Origin of the sequence: Streptomyces sp. ERV7 (assembly GCF_001653515.1) — a bacterium.
Classification (GTDB): Bacteria; Actinomycetota; Actinomycetes; order Streptomycetales; family Streptomycetaceae; genus Streptomyces.
Map to the genome: position 1 here is coordinate 402,270 of NZ_LYOY01000040.1, position 20,048 is coordinate 422,317.

The window sequence follows — 20,048 nt, forward strand, 5'->3', positions numbered from 1 at the left end:
GTCGTCAGCTGTGTCGGTGGTTGTCGATTCCTGCGTCCACGCATGGTAACGAGGTGGACTGTGGCGAAGTGCCGTGGACTGCTCCACATGATCGGAAGAGTGTGCCAGGGAGCCAGGTGGGGCGGCTTTCCGGGGCTGTGGAGAGCCCGCGAGGACGAGTGAGCCGGGGCGGGCCGAAACGATGACGCCCCGGTCGGCCGGGGCACGTACCCTTTTCTGTTGTGCCGAACGCCAACGAAGACAATCCCAGCGCCCTGAGCCAGGTGCAGCGCCGCGCGGTCAGCGAACTGCTGCGGGTGTCCCCGGTCGCCGACGACCTCGCCCGCCGTTTCCAGGAGGCCGGGTTCTCGCTTGCCCTGGTCGGCGGCTCGGTGCGGGACGCGCTCCTCGGCCGGCTCGGGAACGACCTGGACTTCACGACCGACGCCCGCCCCGAGGACGTGCTGAAGATCGTGCGTCCGTGGGCGGACGCGGTCTGGGAGGTCGGGATCGCGTTCGGCACCGTCGGCTGCCAGAAGGACGGCTATCTGATCGAGGTGACGACGTACCGCTCCGAGGCGTACGACCGGACCTCGCGCAAGCCCGAGGTGTCCTACGGCGACTCCATCGAGGAGGACCTGGTCCGTCGCGACTTCACCGTCAATGCGATGGCCGTGGCGCTCCCCGAGAAGGAGTTCGTCGACCCGCACGGCGGTCTGGAAGACCTGGCGGAGTGTGTGCTGCGCACCCCCGGCACCCCGGAGGAGTCCTTCTCCGACGACCCGCTGCGCATGATGCGGGCGGCCCGCTTCGCCGCGCAGCTCGACTTCGAGGTGGCCCCCGAGGTCGTCGCCGCGATGACGTCGATGGCCGACCGCATCGAGATCGTCTCCGCCGAGCGCGTACGGGACGAGCTGAACAAGCTGCTGGTCTCCGCCCACCCGCGCAAGGGGCTGCGGCTGCTCGTGGAGACCGGGCTCGCGGACCACGTACTGCCCGAGCTCCCCGCGCTGCGGCTGGAGAGTGACGAGCACCACCGGCACAAGGACGTCTACGAGCACTCGCTCACGGTCCTCGACCAGGCCATCGCCCTGGAGAAGGACGGCCCCGACCTGGTGCTGCGCCTCGCCGCCCTGCTGCACGACATCGGCAAGCCGAGGACGCGCCGGTTCGAGCAGGACGGCCGGGTCTCCTTCCACCACCACGAGGTGGTCGGCGCCAAGATGACCAAGAAGCGCATGACCGCGCTGAAGTACTCCAACGACATGGTCAAGGAGGTCTCGCGCCTGGTGGAGCTGCATCTGCGCTTCCACGGCTACGGGACCGGCGAATGGACCGACTCGGCGGTGCGCCGGTACGTACGCGACGGCGGGCCGCTCCTGGAGCGGCTGCACAAGCTGACCCGTTCGGACTGCACCACGCGCAACAAGCGCAAGGCGAGCGCGCTGTCGCGGGCCTATGACGGTCTGGAGGAGCGGATCGCGCAGCTCAAGGAGCAGGAGGAGCTCGACTCGATCCGCCCGGACCTCGACGGCAACCAGATCCAGGAGATCCTGGGGATCGGGCCCGGCCCGGCGATCGGCCAGGCGTACAAGCACCTGCTGGAGCTGCGTCTGGAGAACGGGCCGATGGAGCACGACGCGGCCGTCGCGGCGCTCAAGGAGTGGTGGGCCCAGCAGGGCTGAGGCCGGCCGGACGACGTTTCACGTGAAACATGCGCCGTGGTTTCACGTGGAACGCCGTGGTTTCACGTGAAACACAGCGGGCCGTAGATATGCCGAGGGGCGGTGTTTCACGTGAAACACCGCCCCTCGCTCGCTGCGCTCAGCCTTCGCCGCGACTACTTCTTGTAGTCCTCCAGGCAGAGGGTGAAGTCCTTACTGCCGCCCGTTTCGGTGTACTCCGAGTACTTGTTGCGGTCGCAGCCGCTGTCGTCGTCCTTCTTCTGGACGACCTTGTACTTGGCCTTGGAGTCGCCGCAGTCCACGACCTTGAGGTCCGGGTTGGTCGTGGAGTCGGGGTTGCCGATGCTCATGCAGTCGCCGACCTTGGCGGTGTCGGCGTCATGCCGGCTGGTGTACCAGCCCACGGCGATGGCGCTGAGGACGCTCACCGCGATGACGGCCTGGATGATCTTCTTGTAGCTGCGGCGCGGCGGGACGGGCGCCGGCGCGTGGGGTATCGGACCGCCCTGGTTGAAGTAGGGCGACTGCTGCGGCGGGACTCCCGGCTGACCCGGCTGGCCGTACGGCGCGCCTCCCTGCGGCTGCCCGTAGGGGCCTGCGCCCTGCGGCTGACCGTGGGGAGCGTTGGGCTGCGGCGCGTACGGGTTCTGGCCCTGGGGCGGCGGAGTGGACACTTGGGGGTTCCCCCTTGGTGAAAAACTGGTGATGTATGACGCCCGTAAGGTAGCGGGCCCGGCCGATATCCCTGCTATCGGTGGGGACTCTGTGGCCCTGATGTGACACTCAGCCGCGCTGAAAGCGGGTCATAAACACCGCTACTGCCGCGTAGATCACAGAGACCGTGACAACCAGAAGCGCCGACTTCCCGTCAGGGGGCAGCATCAGCGCGGCAACCGCCGCGGCGCTGACGAAGGCGACGTTGAAGAGCACGTCGTACAGCGAGAAGATCCGTCCGCGATAGGCGTCGTCCACCGAGGACTGCACGACGGTGTCCGTCGAGATCTTCGCGCCCTGGGTGGTCAGCCCCAGGACGAAGGCGGCGACGAGCACGGGTACGGGGGCGAACGGCAGCCCTAGAGCGGGCTCCAGGACCGCCGCCGTCCCCGCGCACACCGCCATCCACCGGTAGGGCCCCAGCCGTGCCACCGCCCCCGGTGTCACCACGGCCGCGACGAAGAACCCCGCCCCCGAGATGCCCACCGCCAGCCCCAGCAGCGCCAGCCCGTCGGAGGCGCCGTCGGCCCAGGCATAGCGGCAGAGCATCAGCACCAGCACGGTCAGCGCTCCGTAGCAGAAGCGCATCAGCGTCATCGCGGTCAGTACGCGTGCGGCCGTCCGGCGCTCCCGCAAGTGGCGCAGCCCGTCGGCGAGTCCGCGCGCCGTGGTCCCGATCGCGGCGCCGATCCCGGGCCGGACCGCGTCGGGGTCGGGCCCCAGCAGCCCGGGCGGCAGGCGCAGCGACCACAGGGCCGCGCAGAGATAGAGGAGCGAGCCGAGCAGCACGGTGGCGGCGTCCGCCGGGACCACCAGACGCAGGCCGAAGGCCAGCCCGCCGCCCGCGGTCGCGGCGAGGGTTCCCGCGGTCGGTGAGAGGGAGTTGGCCATGACGAGCCGCTCCTCGTCCACGACGCGGGGCAGCGCGGCCGAGAGCCCTGCCAGGACGAAGCGGTTGACGGCCGTGACGCAGAGCGCGGAGGTGTAGAAGAGCGCGTCGGGCGCCGAGGCGAGCAGCAGCAGCGCGGTGCAGCCCGCGAGCAGGGCCCGCAGCAGATTGCCGTAGAGAAACACCTGGCGCCGCTGCCAGCGGTCCAGGAGGACGCCCGCGAAAGGGCCGACGACCGAGTAGGGCAGCAGCAGAACGGCCATGGCCGAGGCGATCGCCGTGGGCGAGGTCTGCTTCTCGGGGGAGAAGACGACATGCGTGGCGAGCGCGACCTGATAGACGCCGTCCGACGCCTGGGAGAGCAGTCGTACGGCCAGCAGATGCCGGAAATTCCTCAGGCGCAGGAGTACGCGCAGATCACGCACGACGGACATGTGTGCAAGCGTCACATACGAAGAGGGCCCCCGCGCCGGCACGGCACAGGGACCCTCAACAGTCGGGTGGAAGCCGAGACTTAGCGCTCGACCTCGCCCTTGATGAACTTCTCGACGTTCTCGCGGGCCTCGTCGTCGAAGTACTGGACCGGCGGGGACTTCATGAAGTACGAGGACGCGGAGAGGATCGGGCCGCCGATGCCGCGGTCCTTGGCGATCTTCGCGGCGCGCACGGCGTCGATGATGACACCCGCGGAGTTCGGGGAGTCCCACACCTCGAGCTTGTACTCGAGGTTCAACGGGACGTCACCGAAGGCGCGGCCCTCAAGGCGGACGTAGGCCCACTTGCGGTCGTCGAGCCACGCGACGTAGTCGGACGGGCCGATGTGGACGTTGTCCTCGCCCAGCTCGCGGTCGCGGATCTGGGAGGTGACGGCCTGCGTCTTGGAGATCTTCTTGGACTCCAGGCGCTCGCGCTCGAGCATGTTCTTGAAGTCCATGTTGCCGCCGACGTTCAGCTGCATCGTGCGGTCCAGGATTACACCCCGGTCCTCGAACAGCTTCGCCATGACGCGGTGCGTGATGGTGGCGCCGACCTGCGACTTGATGTCGTCACCGACGATCGGCACACCGGCCTCGGTGAACTTGTCCGCCCACTCCTTGGTGCCGGCGATGAAGACCGGGAGGGCGTTGACGAACGCGACCTTGGCGTCGATGGCGCACTGCGCGTAGAACTTCGCAGCGACCTCGGAACCCACGGGGAGGTAGCAGACCAGAACGTCGACCTGCTTGTCCTTGAGGATCTGGACGATGTCGACCGGGGCCTCGGTGGACTCCTCGATGGTCTGGCGGTAGTACTTGCCCAGACCGTCGTGGGTGTGACCGCGCTGGACGGTGATGCCCGTGGTGGGCACGTCCGCGATCTTGATGGTGTTGTTCTCGCTCGCACCGATGGCGTCCGCGAGGTCGAGGCCGACCTTCTTGGCGTCCACGTCGAACGCGGCCACGAACTCCACGTCCTTGACGTGGTAGTCGCCGAACTGGACGTGCATCAGACCCGGCACCTTGCCGGCCGGGTCGGCGTCCTTGTAGTACTCGACGCCCTGCACCAGCGAGGCGGCGCAGTTTCCTACGCCGACGATGGCTACGCGAACCGAACCCATTCCGGTTGCTCCCTGTGTGTTCTCGACGAAGTCCTGCGGACGCAGGGCCTTCAGTTGGCGGTGTCCTCGGACGGATCCGGCCGGGTACTGTCCCGATGCCGGGGCAGGCCGCCCGTCTCTCCTGTTGTGTGGTCCTGCTGAGCGGAGCCGGTGGCCGGGCCGGATCGCTGATCCCGCCCCGCCCGCTCGCTCTCGATGAGCTCGTTCAGCCAGCGCACTTCGCGCTCCACGGACTCCATGCCGTGCCGCTGCAGCTCAAGCGTGTAGTCGTCCAGGCGCTCGCGCGTACGGGCCAGGGAGGCGCGCATCTTCTCGAGGCGCTCCTCCAGCCGGCTGCGACGACCTTCCAGCACGCGCATCCGCACTTCGCGCTCCGTCTGCCCGAAAAAGGCGAAACGTGCCGCGAAGTGCTCGTCCTCCCAGGTGTCGGGACCGGTGTGGGAGAGCAGTTCTTCGAAATGCTCCTTCCCTTCGGCCGTCAACCGGTAGACGATCTTGGCCCGGCGCCCTGCGAGTGAAGCAGCGAGAGCGTCCTCGGGAGCGCTGCCCGGTTCCTCGATCAACCAGCCGCTCGCGACCAGCGTCTTGAGGCAGGGGTAGAGGGTCCCGTAACTGAAGGCCCGGAAGATCCCCAGTGAGGTGTTGAGCCGTTTGCGCAGCTCGTACCCGTGCATCGGGGCCTCGCGAAGCAGGCCGAGTACGGCGAATTCGAGGATGCCGGAGCGTCTGCTCAACCTTCGCCTCCTCTGCCGCCGCGGACCTTTATGCCGTGCTGATGTATCGACTCGATACATCCTGACGATAGAACGGTGTCGCCCCTGCGACAAGAGGGGTCATCGTGAACGGCGTCACATCGTCAATTCGTTGGATGCAAGTTGCCTGATTTGGGGTGAACTTCGGCCCTAGGCTGGTTTTGACCGTGCGTAGTCTGTGCGGCATGCAGACCACCGGGAGCCGAGTGACGTCAGGGGGCGTCGGCGCGTACCGCGCCATCGGCATACCGGGTGCACGGCGGACGAGCTTGTCGCAGGGCTGGTCCGTCTGTCGGGGGGACCGGAACTCACCAGTCGCTTCCAGGCGCACTCGCCTGCCCGAGGAGTAGTCGTTCGATGAGCGAGCACCGTCGCAAACCGCCGGAATCGCAAGGCGGCGGTCGGGCCGCGGCCCGGCGGGCTGCCCAGCAGCCGTCCGGCCGCCGCGCGGCCCCCGCCCGGGACTCCGTCACGGAGTCCCCCTCCGGCTCGTACGGAGAGCAGCGGCCGGCGGGTGGTCGCGCCGAGGCGCGGCGGGCCGCCCAGCGGGGCGGGCGCAGACGAGCGGCCGAGCCCGGCGGTGGCGGTCCGGCGGGTCCGGGCGGGCGCCGCGGCGGTACGGGCCCGGGAAACCGGCGGCCCGGCAAGAAGCGGTTCATCGACTACCCGCGCTTCAACAAGCGCGGGTGGCGGCGCTGGATGCCCTCCTGGAAGCTGGTCAGCGGGCTGTGCCTGGGCTTCCTCAGCACGCTGGTGATCGTGATCGGCATCGCCTACTGGTCGGTGAGCGTCCCGAACGTGGCACAGGCGGCCACTGCCGAGAACAACGTCTACTACTGGTCCGACGGTTCCCAGATGGTCGCGACCGGTGGCGAGGTCAACCGGCAGATCATCGGGTACGAGAAGATTCCGGCCGCCATGCGGTACGCGGTGATCTCGGCGGAGAACAAGACCTTCGAGACCGACTCCGGCGTCGACCCCCAGGGCATCGCGCGCGCCCTGGTGAACATGGCCAAGGGCGGGCACACGCAGGGTGGCTCCACGATCACCCAGCAGTACGTGAAGAACGCCCGGCTCGACGACCAGTCGCAGACACTGACCCGTAAGTTCAAAGAGCTCTTCATCTCCATCAAGGTCGGCGCGACCAAGAAGAAGAGCGAGATCATGGCGGGCTATCTGAACACCGCCTACTACGGGCGCGGCGCCTACGGTCTGCAGGCTGCGGCCCGCACGTACTACAGCAAGGACGCCCAGAACCTCGACGCCAGCCAGTGCGCGTTCCTCGCCTCGCTGCTCAAGGGCGCCACTTACTTCGACCCGGCCGGCGCCACCGAGATCGACCCGGCGGCCACTCCGCAGCAGAACACCAAGAACGCCATGAACCGGTGGGCCTGGATCCTCGACGAGGAAGTGAAGGACGGCCACCTCAGCGCGGCGGAGCGGGCGAAGTACAAGACCTTCCCGATGCCGGACAAGCCCAAGAAGAACGCGCAGCTCAGCGGGCAGATCGGCTATCTGGTCAGCCTCTCCAAGGCGTACTTCGTGAACAACAACACCCAGGGCATCACCGCCGGTGACCTGGACCAGGGCGGCTACGAGATCCACACGACCTTCGACAAGAAGAAGGTCCAGGCGCTCGAAGACGTGGTGAAGAAGGTCCGCAAGAAGAACATCGACCCGAAGAAGCGCCCGGAGTACGACACGTTCGTCCAGTTCGGCGCGGCGTCGGTGGACACCAAGAGCGGCGCCATCAAGGCGCTCTACGGCGGCGAGGACGCGACCAAGCACTTCACCAACAACGCCGACCAGACCGGTGCGCAGGTCGGCTCGACCTTCAAGCCGTTCGTGCTGGCCGCCGCCATGGAGTACGGCAAGCGCGACCCGAAGGGTCCCAAGGACCAGGGCGAGTCGGAGCGGACCCCGGTCTCCCCGAAGAGCATCTACAGCGGCATGAACAAGCTGAAGATCAAGAACTACGACGGGAGCGTGTGGACCAACGAGAAGGGCGAGCAGTGGCTGCAGACCAACGACGGCAATGAGTCGTACAACAAGCCCAGCTACGCCATCGACCTGCGGTACGCGATGCAGGAGTCCGCGAACACGCCCTACGTCCAGCTCGGCATGGATGTCGGCACGGACAAGGTGAGGGACGTCGCCCTCGCCGCGGGTCTGCGCAAGGACAGCCTGGCCTCGTCGAGCGTGCCGTCGTTCTCCATCGGCACCTCCTCCCCCAGCGCGATCCGTATGGCCGGCGCGTACTCCACCTTCGCCACCAGCGGGATGCACCACGACCCGTACTCGGTCGAGAAGGTCAACAAGCGCGGCCGGGCCGTCTACCAGCACGACGACAAGGCCACCCGCGCCTTCTCGGCCGCGATCGCGGACAACGTGACGGACGTCCTGAAGAACGTCGTGGAGAAGGGCACCGGCACCAACGCCAAGCTCAGCGGCCGGGAGGTGGCGGGCAAGACCGGTACCACCGACGGCAACCGGTCCGCCTGGTTCGTCGGCTACACGCCGCAGCTGTCGACCGCGGTGAGCATGTACCGCCTCGACGACAACGAGACCAACAAGAAGCGCGAGTTCCTGAAGATGTTCGGGACCGGCGGCCAGGAGAAGATCCATGGTGCGTCGTTCCCGTCGACCATCTGGCACGACTACATGGACCAGGCGCTGAACGGCGTACCGGCCGTCGACTTCCCGACGCCCGAGGCGATCGGCGACAAGGTGTACGGCGGCGGCATGTCGCCCAGCCCGACCCCGTCCCCGTCGCCGTCCGGCTCGCCGTCGCCCTCCGGGAGCCCCTCGCCCACCCCGTCGCTGACGCCGTCGCCGTCCCCGAAGCCCACCAAGTCCTGTGGCAAGTGGGACTGGAACTGCGGCGGCCCCGGGGGTCCCGGCGGCACGGACGCGGGCACCGACGCGGGTACCGACCAGGGCACCACCACCGGGGACACCAGCGGCCCCAGCGGCAGCCCGTCACCCACTAGATCCAAACCGGGCAACGCCAGCCAGGGGAACATCTTCGGAGGGCCCACCGGTTAGCGGGCCCGGCGCGCGCGGCTGAGCGTCAGGGGCGGTGTTTCACGTGAAACCAGGCATGGTGTTTCACGTGAAACATCGCCCCTCGGCATTTCCACAGAGGTGTACGGCAGGATGTGCGGCATGACGAGCGAGACCAGTGCCCGCGCGTACGAGGACCGGCGTGCGCAGCCCGACGAACCCGTCGTACGGCCCACTGAGCAGGACGAGGTCGCCGCGGCCGGCAGCGAGCTGCTGGGCGGCCCCATGGGCCGCTGGGCCTGGGGGGCGGGCCACTGGCTCACCCCTGTCCGGGTGATCGCTCTCGTCGCGATCGGCATGTTCGCCCTCGGTATGGCACAGAAGGCCCCCTGCTACGAGTGGGCCTGGTTCCGGGGCGTGAACTCCCAGTACACCCACGCCTGCTACTCCGACATCCCGCACCTGTACGTGGGCCGGGGCTTCGCCGACGGGAAGGTGCCCTACTTCGACCGGCTTTCCGGCGACATGGACTACCTCGAATACCCCGTGCTGACCGGGCTGTTCATGGAGGTGGCCTCCTGGCCGGTCTCATGGATGTCCGGCGGCAGCACGCAGCACCGTGAGCAGATCTACTGGATGGTCAACGCGGGAATGCTGATGGTCTGCACGGCCGTCATCGCCGTCTGCGTCGCGCGCACACACCGGCGCCGACCCTGGGACGCCCTGCTGGTCGCCCTGGCGCCCGCCTTCGCGCTCACCGCGACGATCAACTGGGACCTCTTCGCCATCGCCCTGACGGCCGCCGCCATGCTGATGTGGTCGCGCAGTCGCCCGCTCGCCTTCGGCATCCTCATCGGGCTCGCGACGGCCGCCAAGCTCTACCCCGTCCTGCTCCTCGGACCGCTGCTGTTCCTGTGCTGGCGGGCCGGGAAGTGGCGGGAGTACGGGGCGGCCGTGTTCGGGGCGGCGGCCGCCTGGCTACTGGTGAACGTGCCGGTGATGCTGCTCGCGCCCGAGGGCTGGAAGAAGTTCTACACGTTCAGCCAGGAGCGGTCCGTCGACTTCGGCTCGTTCTGGCTGATCATCTCGCAGCGCACCGGCAAGTCCCTGGACGTCGACACGGTGAACAACCTGGCGACACTGCTGATGGTGCTGCTGTGCGCCGGTGTCGCGGCGCTGACGCTCACCGCGCCACGCCGGCCGCGCTTCGCGCAGCTCGCCTTCCTGGTCGTCGCCGCGTTCATCCTGACCAACAAGGTCTACTCACCGCAGTACGTACTGTGGCTGATCCCGCTGGCCGCTCTGGCCAGGCCGCGCTGGCGGGACTTCCTGATCTGGCAGGCCGGGGAGGTCGTCTACTTCCTCGGGATCTGGATGTACCTCGCGTACACGATGAGCGGCGAAAAGCACCAGGGGCTGCCGCCGGAGGGCTACCAACTGGCCATCGCCGCCCATCTGCTGGCGACGCTCTACCTGTGCGCGGTGATCGTGCGGGACATCATGATGCCCGAGCGGGACGTCGTACGGCGCGACGGCTCGGACGACCCGTCCGGCGGCGTTCTCGACGGGGCCGGGGACGTCTTCGTCCTGGGGCAGGCCGCGCATCCGCCCCGCCACGCGGCTCCCCTGGTGGAGGGGCCCCTGGTGGAGTGGGGCACGCGGAGGCCGGGCGCCTAGGGCGGCCGGGAAGCGACGCGAAGGGCCCCCGCCGGTGGCGGGGGCCCTTCGTCATGTCCGGTCGGTGACGCCGTCGCCTAGCGGTCGACCAGGCGGTCGAACTGCGTGGTCGTGTGCCGCAGATGGGCCACCAGCTCGTCGCCCACGCGCGGCTCCTGGGAGTCCGACGGGACGAAGAGGATCGACACCTGCATGTGCGGCGGTTCGGCGAACCAGCGCTGCTTGCCGTCCCAGACGAACGGCGACAGATTGCGGTTGACGGTCGCGAGACCGGCCCGGGCGACGCCCTTGGCACGCGGCATCACCCCGTGCAGAGCCTTGGGAGCCTCCAGGCCGACGCCGTGCGAGGTGCCGCCGGCGACCACGACCAGCCAGCCGTCTGAAGCGGCCTTCTGCTGGCGGTAGCCGAAACGATCCCCCTTCGCGACCCGGGTGACGTCCAGGACGGCGCCCCGGTACTCGGTCGCCTCGTGGTCGCCGAGCCACAGCCGGGTGCCGATCCGGGCGCGGAAGCGGGTCTGCGGGAACTGCTGCTGCAGCCGCGCCTGCTCCTCGGCCCGCAGATGGCTGACGAACATGGTGTGCAGCGGCAGCCGGGCGGCGCGCAGCCGGTCCATCCAGCCGATGACCTCCTCCACCGCGTCGGAGCCGTCGGTGCGGTCGAGCGGGAGGTGCAGGGCGAAACCCTCAAGGCGCACGTCTTCGATGGCGGAGTGGAGCATGCCGAGCTCCTCCTCCTTGATGCCGTGCCGCTTCATCGAGCTCATGCACTCGATGACCACGCGGGCGCCCACCAGGGCGTGCACCCCGTCCACGGACGACACGGAGCGGATGACGCGGTCCGGCAGCGGCACCGGCTCCTCGCTCCGGCGGAACGGCGTGAGCACCAGCAGGTCCCCGCCGAACCAGTCCTTGATGCGGGCCGCCTCGTAGGTGGTGCCGACCGCCAGGACGTCGGAGCCGAAGCGGTTCACCTCCTCGGCCAGCCGCTCGTGGCCGAAGCCGTAGCCGTTGCCCTTGCAGACGGGGACGATGCCCGGGAACTGGTCGACCACGGACTTCTGGTGCGCCCGCCAGCGAGCGGTGTCGACGTACAGGGAGAGCGCCATGGCCGGATCCGGAACCTTTCTGGTGGCTGCGGTGTAACAGAGGTATGAGAGACGAGATTACGCAACCATCAGCGCCGCGACATGTAGATGTCGAGGGCCTTGTGCAGCAGCTTGTTCAGCGGGAAGTCCCACTCGCCGACGTACTCGACGGCCTCGCCGCCGGTGCCCACCTTGAACTGGATGAGACCGAAGAGGTGGTCGGTCTCGTCGAGCGAGTCGGAGATGCCGCGCAGGTCGTAGACGGTCGCACCCATGGCGTACGCGTCCCGCAGCATCCGCCACTGCATCGCGTTCGAGGGCCGGACCTCACGGCCGATGTTGTCGGAGGCGCCGTAGGAGTACCAGACGTGGCCGCCGACGACGAGCATCGTGGCCGCAGACAGGTTCACGCCGTTGTGCCGCGCGAAGTAGAGCCGCATCCGGTTGGGGTCCTCGTTGTTGAGGACCGTCCACATCCGCTGGAAGTACGAGAGCGGGCGCGGCCGGAAGTGGTCGCGGACAGCGGTGATCTCGTACAGCCGCTGCCACTCGGCCAGGTCCTCGTAGCCGCCCTGGACGACCTCGACGCCGGCCTTCTCGGCCTTCTTGATGTTGCGGCGCCACAGCTGGTTGAAGCCCTTGAGGACATCGTCGAGCGAGCGGTTGGCGAGCGGCACCTGGAAGACATAGCGCGGCTGCACATCGCCGAAGCCCGCGCCGCCGTCCTCGCCCTGCTGCCAGCCCATCTTCCGCAGCCGGTCGGCGACTTCGAAGGCGCGCGGCTCGATGTGGGTGGCCTCGACGTCCCGCAGACGCTTGACGTCCGGGTCCTGGATTCCGGACTTGATGGCGGCCGAGTCCCAGCGCCGGATGACGACGGGCGGCCCCATCTTCACCGAGAAGGCGCCCTGGTGCTTGAGGTGCGCCAGCATCGGCTGCAGCCAGTCGTCGAGGTTCGGGGCGTACCAGTTGATGACCGGACCCTCGGGCAGATACGCGAGGTACCGCTTGATCTTCGGCAGCTGGCGGTAGAGCACCAGACCGGCGCCGACCATCTGGCCGTTCTTGTCGAACCATCCGAGGTTCTCCGAGCGCCACTCGGTCTTCACATCAGCCCACGCCGGGACCTGGCAGTGGCTAGCCGCGGGCAGACTCTGGATGTACGCCAGATGCTGCTCTCGGCTGATGGTCCTCAGGGTCAGGCTCATGCGGGGCGCTCCTCGGCAGGTGTGTCCCCATGGGTACAGGGGCTCCGGCTCTCGCGCCGAAGCCTACTGCGCCCGGGGAGCGCCCCGGATGGCTGTACGGACCCTGGGTGGGTGCGGGGTGCTCTCAGCCGCCGACCACGCCGCCGAAGAGGCCGCCGTGGGCCATGCCCAGGAAGAAGCCCACCGCGGAGGCGCCGAGCCCGAGGATCAGCAGGAACCGCTCGCGGGTGGTCTCCGAGATGAACTGTCCGTACGCACCGGTGAGGATCCCGATGAGGCCCGCCCAGGAGCTGAGCAGGTGCAGGTTGTGGAAGAACGCGGTGGTGAACGCCAGCGCGCCCAGCACGACGGTCACCGCCATGAAGGCGTCCTGAAGGGGATGGGGCCTGCCGTCGGTGGCGAGGAGAGAGACGACGGACGAGTTCGATCGCATTGCCTGTGCCATGGGGCACCTCCTGGCGGAAGCGGAACGCGGCGAAGGGTAGCGCCGCGCACACCCGATGTGTACAGATTGCGGCCCCTGACCGCCGGATTTCAACCGGAAGCGGGTGTGCAGGTACTCTGTACGGTCTGCACCGGTGTCTGCCCTGGCCACGACGCGGTCCCCCTCCTCGGAGCGGGATTGTCAGTGGTGGCGGATACCGTTGCTTACGCATCACGACCCTCCTGCCACGGAACGACCGTGGCCGCTGAGTCCAAAGGAGGTGGGTTCCACATGCGTCACTACGAGGTGATGGTCATCCTCGACCCCGATCTGGAGGAGCGCGCTGTCTCCCCCCTGATCGAGAACTTCCTCTCCGTCGTCCGTGAGGGCAACGGAAAGGTCGAGAAGGTCGACACCTGGGGCCGTCGTCGTCTCTCCTACGAGATCAAGAAGAAGCCCGAGGGCATCTACACGGTCATCGACCTCCAGGCCGAGCCTGCGGTCGTCAAGGAGCTCGACCGTCAGATGAACCTGAACGAGTCGGTCCTCCGGACCAAGGTCCTCCGTCCCGAGACTCACTGAGCTTCCGCTCAGAAGTCATCGGGTTCCGAGTAGCAACACAGCAGCCAGCAATCCCCGCCGAGAGGTTCATCCATGGCAGGCGAGACCGTCATCACGGTCGTCGGCAATCTCGTCGACGACCCCGAGCTGCGCTTCACCCCCTCGGGTGCGGCGGTCGCGAAGTTCCGTGTCGCGTCCACTCCCCGCATCTTCGACAAGCAGACCAATGAGTGGAAGGACGGCGAAGGCCTGTTCCTGACCTGCTCGGTCTGGCGTCAGGCGGCGGAGAACGTCGCCGAGTCCCTTCAGCGGGGCATGCGCGTCATCGTGCAGGGCCGGCTGAAGCAGCGGTCGTACGAGGACCGTGAGGGTGTCAAGCGCACGGTCTACGAGCTGGACGTCGAGGAAGTCGGCCCCAGCCTGAAGAGCGCCACGGCCAAGGTCGCCAAGACCAGCGGTCGCGGTGGCCAGGGTGGGTACGGCGGCGGTGGCCAGCAGCAGGGTGGCGGCAACTGGGGCGGAGCCCCCAGTGGTGGCTCCCAGGGCGGCGGCGCTCCCGCCGACGACCCCTGGGCCTCCAGCGCGCCGGCCGGCGGTGGCCAGCAGCAGGGTGGCGGCGGTGGCGGCTGGGGCGGAAGCTCCGGCGGCTCCGGCGGCTCCGGCGGTGGCTACTCGGACGAGCCGCCCTTCTAGGGCAGCCCGTACCCCCACTTCTTGATCACACAGGAGAAACACCATGGCGAAGCCGCCTGTGCGCAAGCCTAAGAAGAAGGTCTGCGCTTTCTGCAAGGACAAGACCGCTTACGTGGACTACAAGGACACGAACATGCTGCGGAAGTTCATTTCCGACCGTGGCAAGATCCGTGCCCGCCGCGTTACCGGCAACTGCACGCAGCACCAGCGTGATGTCGCCACGGCCGTGAAGAACAGCCGTGAGATGGCGCTGCTGCCCTACACGTCCACCGCGCGATAAGGGAAGGGTGACCGAAAAATGAAGATCATCCTCACCCACGAGGTCTCTGGCCTCGGTGCCGCTGGCGACGTCGTCGACGTCAAGGACGGCTACGCTCGCAACTACCTGGTCCCGCGTGGTTTCGCGATCCGCTGGACCAAGGGCGGCGAGAAGGACGTCGAGCAGATCCGTCGTGCTCGCAAGATCCACGAGATCGCCACCATCGAGCAGGCCAACGAGATCAAGGCCCGCCTCGAGGGCGTGAAGGTGCGTCTGGCTGTTCGCTCCGGCGACGCCGGCCGTCTCTTCGGCTCCGTCACCCAGGCCGACGTCGCTGCGGCGATCAAGGCTGCCGGTGGCCCGGACGTGGACAAGCGCCGCGTCGAGCTCGGCTCGCCGATCAAGACCCTGGGCGCGCACCAGGTGTCGGTGCGTCTGCACGCCGAGGTTGCCGCGAAGGTTGGCGTCGAGGTCGTCGCCGCCTAAGGGCATCGCTCAGCAGAGCATAAGAAGGGCCGCACCCCCTGGGGTGCGGCCCTTCGCCGTTGGTGGCACGCGATGTTTCACGTGAAACGCCGTACTTCGGGTGCCGTGCTTCGCGCTTCGCTTCGAGTGTCTGGTTTCACGTGAAACATCGGTCGGGACCGGTCCGCGCCTGATCCTCAACCGGTCCTCAGTGCCGCGAACCGGTCCTCAGCGCGTCGCGCCCGTCACCAGCCAGCGGCCCGAGCGGGCGCGGAGCCACAGCGTCAGCATGCGAACGGTCATCATCAGGGTCATCGCCCACCACAGCGTGGTGAGCCCGCCGCCGAGCGTCGGAACCAGCAGTGCCACCGGGGCGAAGCAGGCGAGGGTCAGCAGCATCGCCCACGCCAGGTAGGGGCCGTCGCCCGCACCCATGAGCACCCCGTCGAGGACGAAGACGACGCCCGCGATCGGCTGGGAGACGGCGACGACGAGGAGTGCGGGCAGCAGGGTGTCCTGGACCGTGTGGTCGCCGGTGAAGAGCGGGATGAACAGTGGCCGCGCGACGGCCACCAGCAGGCCGAGCACCACCCCGGCGGCGATACCCCACTCCACCATGCGCCGACAGGCCTGACGGGCGCCCTCGGTGTCCTCGGCCCCCAGATAGCGCCCGATGATGGCCTGCCCGGCGATGGCGATCGCGTCGAGGGTGAACGCCAGCAGGCTCCACAGGGAGAGGATGATCTGGTGGGCGGCGATGTCGGCGTCGCCCAGACGGGCGGCCACGGCGGTGGCGATCATCAGGACGGCCCGCAGTGAGAGCGTACGGACCAGCAGGGGAACCCCCGCCTGGGCGCAGGCGCGGATGCCCGCCGCGTCGGGGCGCAGTGAGGCGCCGTGCCGACGGGCTCCCCGTACGACGACCGAGAGGTAGACGGCCGCCATCGCGAACTGGGCGATCACGGTGCCCCAGGCGGAGCCCGCGATACCGAGGCCGGCTCCGTAGACGAGCCCGACGTTCAGCGCCGCGTTGAGCGCGAAGCCGCCGATGGCGACGTAGAGCGGTGTCCTCGTGTCCTGGAGGCCGCGCAGGATGCCGGTGGCCGCGAGCACCATGAGCATGGCGGGGATGCCGAGTGCGGAGATGCGCAGATAGGTGACGGCGTACGGAGCGGCGGTGTCGGACGCGCCGAAGAGATCGATGAACCAGGGGGCCGCGGGCAGAACGACGGCGATGACGGCCGCGCCGAGCAGCAGGGCGAGCCAGACGCCGTCCATGCCCTGGCGGATGGCGGCCGGCAGGTCTCCGGCACCGACGCGGCGTGCGACGGCGGCCGTGGTGGCGTAGGCGAGGAAGACGAAGACGCTCACGGCGGTGGTGAGGAGTGCCGCGGCGACGCCCAGACCGGCCAGTTGCGGGGTGCCGAGGTGGCCGACGATGGCGCTGTCGGCCATGACGAAGAGCGGCTCGGCGACGAGCGCGCCGAAGGCGGGGACGGCGAGGGAGACGATCTCGCGGTCGTGCCGGCGCCGGATGTTCCTCGGTGCCGCGGGGGCCTGTGTCATGAACTCAATCTAATCTTCCACAGGTAAGAGATGCAATGGCTTAGTGATCCTTACCATGGAACCGGAGTGCGGTTCGGCTGTGCGCCGTTTGTCGTGATCTTGGGCCAGCCGGGAAAGTTTTTCTCCCCCACAGCCGGTGGATGGAAAAGCCGCAGGTCAGGCTGGTGTTCGCGGGGTGGCTATGACTTTGTCCACAGTGCTGTCCCCCGGTCCGTGCACAGGTTCTGCGGGGTTCTCCACAGCATCTGGTCCGTCGTCCACATGGCCTGTGGATAACCAGATTGGCTGACGGTGCCGACGGGCCTAACGTGGACCGGCGCCCGACGCGCCGGAACCGGAGTCGGGCCTCTCGTTTTGTCAGTGTCGTGCCGTAGAAAGAGTGGCACGGCTAGGTCCGCGGAGCGGACGGGAGGAGGTGGCCCGGTGAGCATTCCCGAGCCCTTGGACGACCCCTGGGCCGACAGCGGTCCGGGTGACCGTCTGCCCGTCTCCCGACCCCGCCGTGCCGAGGGACGGGGCCGCGGCCGCGACGACCAGCACGACCGGGGCAGCGAGAGCGAGTCTTGGGACGGCGGCGGCTCGTCCGGCTTCGAGCGGGTCCCCCCGCAGGACATCGACGCCGAGCAGTCCGTCCTGGGTGGCATGCTGCTCTCCAAGGACGCCATCGCGGACGTCGTGGAGATCATCAAGGGCCATGACTTCTACCGGCCGGCGCACGAGACCGTCTACACGGCGATCCTCGACCTGTACGCGAAGGGCGAGCCGGCCGACCCGATCACCGTCGCGGCCGAGCTGGTCAAGCGGGGCGAGATCACCCGCGTGGGCGGCGCCTCGTATCTGCACACCCTGGTCCAGTCGGTGCCGACCGCGGCCAACGCCTCGTACTACGCGGAGATCGTCCACGAGCGGGCGGTGCTCCGCCGTCTCGTCGAGGCGGGCACCAAGATCACGCAGATGGGATACGCGGCGGACGGCGACGTCGACGAGATCGTCAACTCCGCCCAGGCCGAGATCTACGCGGTCACCGAGCAGCGCACCAGCGAGGACTACCTCCCGCTCGGCGACATCATGGAGGGCGCGCTCGACGAGATCGAGGCGATCGGCTCCCGCAGCGGCGAGATGACCGGTGTGCCGACCGGCTTCACCGACTTCGACTCGCTCACCAACGGTCTGCACCCGGGCCAGATGATCGTCATCGCGGCCCGTCCCGCCATGGGTAAGTCCACGCTGGCGCTGGACTTCGCCCGGGCCTGCTCCATCAAGCACAACCTGCCCAGCGTGATCTTCTCCCTCGAAATGGGACGCAACGAGATCGCGATGCGTCTCCTGTCGGCCGAGGCCCGGGTCGCGCTGCACCACATGCGCTCCGGCACCATGACCGACGAGGACTGGACCCGCCTGGCCCGCCGGATGCCGGACGTCTCCCAGGCCCCGCTGTACATCGACGACTCCCCGAACCTGTCGATGATGGAGATCCGCGCCAAGTGCCGTCGGCTCAAGCAGCGCAACGACCTCAAGCTCGTCGTCATCGACTATCTGCAGCTGATGCAGTCCGGTGGCTCCAAGCGCGCCGAGAGCCGTCAGCAGGAGGTCTCGGACATGTCCCGAAACCTCAAGCTGCTCGCCAAGGAGCTGGAGCTCCCGGTCATCGCGCTCTCACAGCTGAACCGTGGCCCCGAGCAGCGTACGGACAAGAAGCCGATGGTCTCCGACCTGCGTGAGTCCGGCTCCATCGAGCAGGACGCGGACATGGTGATCCTGCTGCACCGCGAGGACGCGTACGAGAAGGAGTCCCCGCGTGCGGGCGAGGCCGACCTGATCGTGGCCAAGCACCGTAACGGCCCGACCGCCACGATCACGGTGGCCTTCCAGGGCCACTACTCGCGCTTCGTGGACATGGCACAGACCTGATCGGCCCCTGACACGCGCGGGTCGTGCGCACGGCCTCGACCGTATGGCCCGCGCCGACCGGCGCGTGTCGGGGGAAAACCGGTCGACGGCTGTGGGATGCGGGGATAGACCTGGGGCCATGACCTCATCCCCGTATGTGCCGATCGCCCCGCCGATGACCACGGCCCCCGCCGACCTTCTGCCCGGTACCGAGCGCGCGCTGATCCACCGCCTCGCGGTCGCCCAGTCCGAGGGGCGGCTGCCGTCGCTGGTCGCCGCCGTGGTGCGCGAGGGGCGGATCGTCTGGACGGGCTCGCGCACCTCGGTCGAAGGCCATGGGCCGGACGCCGACGTCCAGTACCGCATCGGCTCGATCACCAAGACCTTCACCGCCGTCCTGGTCATGCGGCTGCGGGACGAGGGGCTGCTGGACCTCGAAGACCCGCTGGAGAAGCATCTGCCCGGCACCGGCGTCGGCGAGGTGACCGTCGCCCAACTCCTCAGCCACAGCGCCGGGTTGGCGGCCGAGACGCCCGCGCCCTGGTGGGAGCGGAGCTCGGCGGCGCTGCGACCCGAGCTCTCCGATGTGCTGGGCGAGAACCCGCTGCTGCACCCCGTCGGCAGGCTGCACCACTATTCCAACCCGGGCTACACCCTGCTCGGTTCGCTGGTCGAGGCCGTACGGGGAGTGTCCTGGGAGGAGGCTCTGCAGAGCGAGATCCTCGATCCACTGGGTCTGACCAGGACGAGCACGCAGCCGGTGGCCCCGCATGCGGGTGGCTGGGCCGTGCACCCCTGGGCCGACGCCCTGCTTCCCGAGCCGTCCGAGGACCTGGGGATCATGGCCCCGGCGGGCCAACTCTGGTCGACGGCTGCGGACCTCTGCCGCTTCGCCGCCTTCCTCGCCCAGGGAGACGACCGGGTGCTCAGCGCCGCGAGCGTACGGGAGATGCGCACGCCGTCCGCTCCGCCCGAGGCGGGGGACTGGCAGGGCGGTTACGGGCTGGGCGTCCAGCTGACCCGCCAGGACGACTACCGCACCCTCTCCGGGCACACCGGCTCGCTGCCCGGGTTCGTCGCGGGGCTGTGGATCAGCGTGGAGGACGGCGTCGGGGCGGTCGCACTCGCCAACTCCACCTCGGGGACCGCCCCCACGGTCGCCGCCGATCTCGTCCGGATCGTCGTCGAGGCCGAGCCGAAGCTGCCCGCGCCGTGGCGTCCCCTGTCCGAGGTCGACCCGGCTCTGCTGGAGCTCACCGGCCCCTGGTACTGGGGGACTTACGCTTACGGCCTGCGCCTGAGTTCCGATGGCACGGTGGCGCTGGAGCCGCTGGGCGGAACCGGTCGTGCGGCGAGGTTCGAGGCCCGGCCCGATGGCAGCTGGACCGGTCTCAACGGCTACTACAAGGGCGAGACCCTGCGGGCGGTGCGCCGTCCGGACGGTTCGGTGAGCCATCTCGACCTCGGGTCGTTCGTCTTCACCCGGGAGCCGTACGGGCCGGGCGAGGCGGTTCCGGGAGGCGTCGACCCCGAGGGCTGGCGCGGGGTCTGATGTTTCACGTGAAACATGGCCCCCGTTTCACGTGAAACGGGGGCCG

At 68.6% G+C, this 20,048-nt stretch carries 17 protein-coding genes; 9 read left to right on the top strand and 8 right to left on the bottom strand.

The features are described from left to right. Positions 1-221 precede the first annotated feature (221 nt). Positions 222-1,664, top strand: coding sequence for a CCA tRNA nucleotidyltransferase (locus A8W25_RS16305; RefSeq protein WP_067162164.1), 1,443 nt, complete (start codon positions 222-224; stop codon positions 1,662-1,664). A gap of 155 nt (positions 1,665-1,819) precedes the next feature. Here A8W25_RS16305 and A8W25_RS16310 read toward each other — a convergent pair whose 3' ends face one another. The 4 genes from A8W25_RS16310 to A8W25_RS16325 all read right to left on the bottom strand — a co-directional run bounded on the left by A8W25_RS16310 (position 1,820) and on the right by A8W25_RS16325 (position 5,598). After that, the gene (locus A8W25_RS16310) at positions 1,820-2,338 is read right to left on the bottom strand and encodes an LppU/SCO3897 family protein (protein ID WP_067162166.1); all 519 of its coding nucleotides are present in this window, start codon (positions 2,336-2,338) and stop codon (positions 1,820-1,822) included. Between the two features lie 109 nt (positions 2,339-2,447). Continuing rightward, complete coding sequence (locus A8W25_RS16315) at positions 2,448-3,701, bottom strand: MFS transporter (RefSeq protein ID WP_067162168.1); 1,254 nt, start codon at positions 3,699-3,701, stop codon at positions 2,448-2,450. Positions 3,702-3,781: 80 nt separating this feature from the next. Beyond that, a complete protein-coding gene (locus A8W25_RS16320) occupies positions 3,782-4,864 on the bottom strand; it encodes an inositol-3-phosphate synthase (RefSeq protein ID WP_067162170.1) in 1,083 nt (360 codons plus the stop codon). Between the two features lie 50 nt (positions 4,865-4,914). Continuing rightward, positions 4,915-5,598 carry a PadR family transcriptional regulator gene (locus tag A8W25_RS16325; protein WP_067162171.1) on the bottom strand — a complete coding sequence of 228 codons (684 nt, stop codon included), beginning with the start codon at positions 5,596-5,598 and terminating at the stop codon, positions 4,915-4,917. Positions 5,599-5,973: 375 nt separating this feature from the next. Between A8W25_RS16325 and A8W25_RS16330 the strand changes: the two genes are divergently transcribed. Continuing rightward, on the top strand, positions 5,974-8,661 hold the full coding sequence (locus A8W25_RS16330) for a transglycosylase domain-containing protein (RefSeq protein ID WP_067162173.1): 2,688 nt from the start codon (positions 5,974-5,976) through the stop codon (positions 8,659-8,661). Between the two features lie 120 nt (positions 8,662-8,781). Beyond that, positions 8,782-10,296, top strand: coding sequence for a glycosyltransferase family 87 protein (locus tag A8W25_RS16335; RefSeq protein ID WP_067162175.1), 1,515 nt, complete (start codon positions 8,782-8,784; stop codon positions 10,294-10,296). A 77-nt stretch (positions 10,297-10,373) separates the two neighbouring features. Here A8W25_RS16335 and A8W25_RS16340 read toward each other — a convergent pair whose 3' ends face one another. The 3 genes from A8W25_RS16340 to A8W25_RS16350 all read right to left on the bottom strand — a co-directional run bounded on the left by A8W25_RS16340 (position 10,374) and on the right by A8W25_RS16350 (position 13,037). After that, the gene (locus A8W25_RS16340) at positions 10,374-11,405 is read right to left on the bottom strand and encodes an alanine racemase (RefSeq protein WP_067162177.1); all 1,032 of its coding nucleotides are present in this window, start codon (positions 11,403-11,405) and stop codon (positions 10,374-10,376) included. A 68-nt stretch (positions 11,406-11,473) separates the two neighbouring features. Further along, entirely contained in the window at positions 11,474-12,592 is a 1,119-nt protein-coding gene (locus A8W25_RS16345) for a lipid II:glycine glycyltransferase FemX (protein ID WP_067162178.1), read from the bottom strand. Positions 12,593-12,716: 124 nt separating this feature from the next. After that, the gene (locus tag A8W25_RS16350) at positions 12,717-13,037 is read right to left on the bottom strand and encodes a hypothetical protein (protein WP_067162181.1); all 321 of its coding nucleotides are present in this window, start codon (positions 13,035-13,037) and stop codon (positions 12,717-12,719) included. 270 nt (positions 13,038-13,307) lie between these two features. Between A8W25_RS16350 and rpsF the strand changes: the two genes are divergently transcribed. The 4 genes from rpsF to rplI all read left to right on the top strand — a co-directional run bounded on the left by rpsF (position 13,308) and on the right by rplI (position 15,015). Continuing rightward, on the top strand, positions 13,308-13,598 hold the full coding sequence (gene rpsF, locus A8W25_RS16355; protein WP_067162183.1) for a 30S ribosomal protein S6: 291 nt from the start codon (positions 13,308-13,310) through the stop codon (positions 13,596-13,598). 72 nt (positions 13,599-13,670) lie between these two features. After that, positions 13,671-14,270, top strand: a complete 600-nt coding sequence (locus A8W25_RS16360) for a single-stranded DNA-binding protein (protein WP_067162185.1) — start codon at positions 13,671-13,673, stop codon at positions 14,268-14,270. Positions 14,271-14,313: 43 nt separating this feature from the next. Beyond that, entirely contained in the window at positions 14,314-14,550 is a 237-nt protein-coding gene (gene rpsR, locus A8W25_RS16365; protein WP_005315025.1) for a 30S ribosomal protein S18, read from the top strand. Between the two features lie 18 nt (positions 14,551-14,568). Then, a complete protein-coding gene (gene rplI / locus A8W25_RS16370; protein WP_067162187.1) occupies positions 14,569-15,015 on the top strand; it encodes a 50S ribosomal protein L9 in 447 nt (148 codons plus the stop codon). A 207-nt stretch (positions 15,016-15,222) separates the two neighbouring features. Here rplI and A8W25_RS16375 read toward each other — a convergent pair whose 3' ends face one another. Next, a complete protein-coding gene (locus A8W25_RS16375; protein WP_067162189.1) occupies positions 15,223-16,560 on the bottom strand; it encodes an MATE family efflux transporter in 1,338 nt (445 codons plus the stop codon). A 441-nt stretch (positions 16,561-17,001) separates the two neighbouring features. On the opposite strand from A8W25_RS16375, the gene dnaB reads away from it, so the two are divergent. Together dnaB and A8W25_RS16385 are read left to right on the top strand one after the other, a co-directional pair. Further along, complete coding sequence (dnaB, locus tag A8W25_RS16380) at positions 17,002-18,471, top strand: replicative DNA helicase (protein WP_067162191.1); 1,470 nt, start codon at positions 17,002-17,004, stop codon at positions 18,469-18,471. A gap of 154 nt (positions 18,472-18,625) precedes the next feature. Further along, on the top strand, positions 18,626-20,002 hold the full coding sequence (locus tag A8W25_RS16385; protein ID WP_067164127.1) for a serine hydrolase domain-containing protein: 1,377 nt from the start codon (positions 18,626-18,628) through the stop codon (positions 20,000-20,002). Positions 20,003-20,048: the final 46 nt, after the last annotated feature.